The sequence below is a fragment of the Fulvimarina manganoxydans genome (assembly GCF_900176465.1).
GTDB classification, from domain to species: Bacteria; Pseudomonadota; Alphaproteobacteria; order Rhizobiales; family Rhizobiaceae; genus Fulvimarina; species Fulvimarina manganoxydans.
In genome coordinates, this window is sequence record NZ_FWXR01000046.1 from 1 (window position 1) to 4552 (window position 4552).

General features: G+C 60.7%; 2 protein-coding genes and 2 pseudogenes. 2 read left to right on the forward strand and 2 right to left on the reverse strand.

From position 1 onward, the window contains the following. Positions 1-82: 82 nt before the first annotated feature. Positions 83-2146 carry a UDP-forming cellulose synthase catalytic subunit gene (gene bcsA / locus B9A15_RS22265; RefSeq protein WP_170923413.1) on the reverse strand — a complete coding sequence of 688 codons (2064 nt, stop codon included), beginning with the start codon at positions 2144-2146 and terminating at the stop codon, positions 83-85. Between the two features lie 229 nt (positions 2147-2375). Between bcsA and B9A15_RS23935 the strand changes: the two are divergent. After that, positions 2376-2504: pseudogene (locus tag B9A15_RS23935) on the forward strand (IS66 family transposase); the annotation flags it as partial. A 78-nt stretch (positions 2505-2582) separates the two neighbouring features. Beyond that, positions 2583-3110, forward strand: coding sequence for a winged helix-turn-helix domain-containing protein (locus B9A15_RS22275; RefSeq protein WP_084413144.1), 528 nt, complete (start codon positions 2583-2585; stop codon positions 3108-3110). Between the two features lie 21 nt (positions 3111-3131). Here the strand turns inward: B9A15_RS22275 and B9A15_RS22280 are convergent. Then, positions 3132-4282, reverse strand: a pseudogene (locus B9A15_RS22280) (IS3 family transposase). Between the last annotated feature and the right edge of the window lie 270 nt (positions 4283-4552).

A 4552-nucleotide genomic window follows, 5' to 3' on the forward strand; every position in this document is an offset into this window, starting at 1 on the left:
CGCCCGCCCGGGCGCTCTTCTCGTCTGTCATGGCTCCTCCTCAACGGAGCCACTCAAACCCAAAGTTCTGTCTCAGGAAACTCTATACCGGAGGACGACGATGTTCTCGGGCGCTCGAGAGCGCGGCAGCGTCCGCGTACATGAGGTCGGCGACGAGCCGCATCTGCGTGGGAACAAGGGCGCTGAATTCGAGCCCGAGCGAAATGCCGCGCGCATCGGGAATGCGCCGCCGCAGGACCACCGCGAGCCCCGCTTCTGCGCTGCCCTCGAATGTCAGTGTGCCCCGCACGCTTTCGTCCGCGAGCGTCTTGATGTCGAAGCCGATCGGCCGCACGCGCACGCCGCTCGAGGACACGTCCTCGATGATGACGGCGATCGCCTGCTCGCCAAAGCTGAGTTCGCCGCTGCGCGAAACCGTGAGCCGCTGGTTGCGCCGCCGCTCGGCCCGTTCGCTGACGACACCGAGCGCGAGACCGGCGATTACCAGGTTGAGGAGGTTCCAGGACCCGACGACCGCGAGGAGATCACGCGAGCTCGGCTCGACATACCAGCGCCATCCGCACCATATTGCGCCAGCCAGAATGGCGGCGAAGATCACGAAATAGGGCTTTGCCAGCGAGGACAGCCGATCGCTCTCGGTCGTGACACCCTTCGCGGTCACCTTGAAAGTGGGCGATTTGGGCGCGCGGATAACGGCCGCGATCGCGCCCAAGAGATAGACCGACTGAACATATTCGTAGAGTTCGGAAATCCACGGCCAGCGGACATCGCCATACAGATAATTTTGCAGCATCGCGTTTGCGAGCATGTAGAGGGCCGTATAGGCGAAGAATTCCTGCAGACTGGCCTGATAGATCTCCAGATTGAAGAAGATATAGAGAAGCGGCGCCAGCATGAAGGTAAGCCGCGCGACCGGGAACAGCCAGAAGATGCCAGACGACAGGTAGCACAAACGCTGCGCCCAGCTGAGCCCGCGCGCAAACAGCGGATTGCGCAGGATCATGATCTGCAACATGCCCTGGCACCAGCGCGAGCGCTGGCCAATAAAGCCCTCGAAGGTTTCCGGCTGCAGGCCCGCGATCAGCGGCTTGTCGACATAGCGGCTGGTCCAGCCCCTGGCGTGAAGCGAAAGAGCGGTCTCGCAATCCTCGGTGATCGTCACGCCGGAAAAACCATTGACCGATTCCAGTGCGCGGCGCCGCAGCAACGCGGCCGAGCCGCAGAAATAGGCCGCGCCCCAAGCGTCGAGCCCGCGCTGGACGACGCCGTAGAACATCTCGTTTTCCGACGGCATCCGCTTGAACAGTGTCAGATTCTTCTCGATCGGATCGGGGTTCAGGAAGAAATGCGGAGTCTGAACGAGAAAGAGCTTCTCGTCCTCGGCGAAATGGCCGACCGTCTCGTTCAGGAAGTTGCGGGCCGGCGCATGATCGGCGTCGAAGACTGCCACGAGTTCGCCGCCCGTTCGCGGCAATGCCGCGTTGAGATTGCCGGCCTTGGCCGAGTTGTTTTCAGCACGGGTCATGTAGACCGCACCCATTTCGACGCAGAGTGCTTGGAGCGTATCGCGCCGCTGGCGCGCAAGACGGGCGTTCAGCTGATCGGCGGCGTTGACCTTTGCGTCTGTGCCGCCGTCGTCGAGGAGATAGACGGTCAGCCTGTCGCGTGGATAATCCATCGCCAGAGCGGCGGCGATGGTCACGGTCAGAAGTTCGGTGCTCTCGTCATAGGTCGGGATGAAAACGTCGACGCTCGGTTTCTCGCGGCTCTCCAGACCCTTGCCCAGCCGGCGGGAGCCGAGCGGCTTCAGGACCACGAACAAGCTGGTCAGGAGCACGATAATCGCGAACATTTCCACGCCGTAGAGTAGAACGGCGGGAATGAAATTCATCAGCTCATCCGCTGGCGGGAGTGTCTCCGTCGTGCGCCAAAACGCGTAGCGACCGATGACACCGACGGCTAAAGCCATGAAAAGAATGCGCCGGGTCGGGCTCCGCTTGCCCATCTGCCAGAGCAGGAGCATGGCAACGACAAGGGTCGTTGCAAGGATCGTCTGTCCGCTCGTTCCGACCGATTGACAGATGGCAAGAACGAACACGGCCGCCGAAAGCATCCAGACCGAAGTCATTGCCGCGCGAACGATCATGCTCATCCCCCACTTGACGATCCGGGCACTGACTGGGACCTGGATCGAGGAGAACGGTGCGCCTCTTGTGATTAATGAAGTCCGAATATTTTCTATTAGTTGATGCTTGTTAGCGAACAGTCAACCTTATCGTTAAAGCTAACATAAATATAACTTTTCTATAAATGGTGGCCGATAAGGTAATTACCCACCCCTTTTCGGCGGCCAGGTTCTCTGAATCTATACGGTCATGAACCGGGATGATCTTAATCGGCTTTCAAAAGACAAATTGATCGATCTGGTGCTGCGGCTGCAGCGCCCGGCCAAGACGTCCCGCACGTCCTCAAAGCCACCGTCGATGGATCGCAATGATAGCAAATTCGGAGGATTGATTCAGGATTCCCGCTCGGACAGAAATTTTTTAGGCTCGCAGGGACTGATTTGATGGAGGCCTGTGATGGCGTTCACTCCCGAGCCGCTGACGATCGAGCAGCTTGAACGGCGATTTCGCGATGCCGACGACGTCGTCGAGCGTAACCATTTTCAGACGATCCTGCTTCTTTCGAAGGGTCGATCGCGGGCGGAGGTCGCGGAGATCCTGTCCTTTTCGGAGCGCTGGGTCCTGAAGATCGAAAAGCGCTACGCAATCGACGGTCCCGACGGGCTCGGTGATCGTCGGCGCAACAGCCGCGGCGGTAAACCGCTGCTTTCGCCTGACGATCTTTCGGCTTTGCGCGAGAGGTTGAATGCACCGCCAGACGATGGCGGGGTCTGGACCGGCCCGAAGGTCGCACGCTGGATGGCGGTGCGGCTAGGCGTTGAGAGCGTGCATGCGCCGCGCGGGTGGGAAGCCCTGAAGCGGCTCGGTTTTTCGCTAAAGGCGCCGCGCCCGAAGAACCCGCATTCTGCCACGCCGGAAGCCGTCGAAGCTTTTAAAAAAAGCTCGCCGACATCGTCGCACAAGAGGCGTGGACTTGCCCCGTGAAAGTGGAGAGCGTTTTTGATTTTATGCTGCCCGCCTTTCGAACTGAAGCGGGCTGATGAAGTCGAGCGCCGAATGGCGCCGGACAGGATTGTAGAAGCCGTCGATATATCGACCAATCGCGGCGGTCGCCTCGGTCCTGGTCTGGAAGACGGTGCGCCAGACGAGTTCGGATTTCAGGGTCTTGAAGAAGCTCTCGACCATGGAGTTATCGTAGCAGTTTCCCTTGCCTGACATCGAGATCAGGATGCCGTGTCGGCGCAGTTCGGCCTGATATTCGAGAGAACAGTATTGCGAGCCGCGATCGGCATGATGGATCAGCCCGGCGGACGGACGGCGAACGGCAATGGCTCGGCGTAGCGCCGACAGGGCCAGGTCTTTCTTCAGCCGATCGCTTGTTGATCATCCAACCACGCGTCGGGCGAAGAGATCGATCACGACAGCCAGATAAAGCCATCCCTCCCGGGTCCAGATGTAGGAGATGTCGACCCCCCATTTCTGGTTCGGTCCGGTCGCGGTAAAGTCCTGGTCCAGAAGGTTTGGAGCGATCGGAAACCCATGATGGCTGTCGGTCGTACGTTTGAAACGCCGCTTCTGCCGGGCCTTCAGCCCGTTGTCACGCATCAGCCGGGCGACGCGACGGCGGCCGACCAGATGGCCGTCAGCTCGCAGTTCATGGACCATACGCGGGCTTCCGTACGTCTCGTTCGACGTAGCGAACGCTGAACGGACCTGCGCCAGCATCACCAGGTCATCGCGCTGTCGGCGTGAGGCCGGACGCGCCCTCCAGGCGAAGTAGCCGCTTGGGCTGACGTCGAGGACCTTGCAAAGACGCTGGACAGGGAAATCCTTCTTCGCCGTGTTGATGAGCTTGAACCTCATCGACTTCCCTCCTTGGCGAAAAAAGTCGCAGCCCGCTTCAGGATCTCGCGCTCCTGGCGCAGGATCTCGTTCTCACGCCGCAGCCTCTTCAGCTCCGCCGGAAGGTCCTCCTGCCGATCGGGCGGCGGAGCTTCCAATTCCTTGTCCCGATGCGTCTCGAGCCATCGACGCAGTGTCGATAACCCGATGCCGAGATCCTCGGCGATCTCCCGCTGCGTCCTGCCGCTCGTCTCGACCAGGCGGACGGCCTCCGCTTCAAATTCCTTGCCGAACCGCCGCTGTGGCTTGCCCATGAAATGCTCCTCTTTCCCTCAGAAGAGCTCTCCAGTTTCCCGTGGCAAGTCCAATGCGCACGACCGAGAGGTCATGGCCTGGAAGGTCGTGGCCGGCGCCGGCATCAGCGGCTCCGACGTCCGCGACATGATGATCGAAGCCGTCGAGCAGCGCTTCTGTGGCGTGCGTGCGTCGTGACGTTGCCCCCAAGTTTTATCCAGCCGAAAGTTCGTTTCCGGCGGTTGGGTTGCTTGGCTGGGCGGGGTGAGCGACGGGCGGCGGCGCGGAGC

Bases quoted from the DNA above. Each gene is read 5' to 3' on its own strand.
- bcsA (WP_170923413.1), bottom strand. From the start codon at position 2,146: ATGATCGTTCGCGCGGCAATGACTTCGGTCTGGATGCTTTCGGCGGCC.
- B9A15_RS22275 (WP_084413144.1), top strand. From the start codon at position 2,583: ATGGCGTTCACTCCCGAGCCGCTGACGATCGAGCAGCTTGAACGGCGA.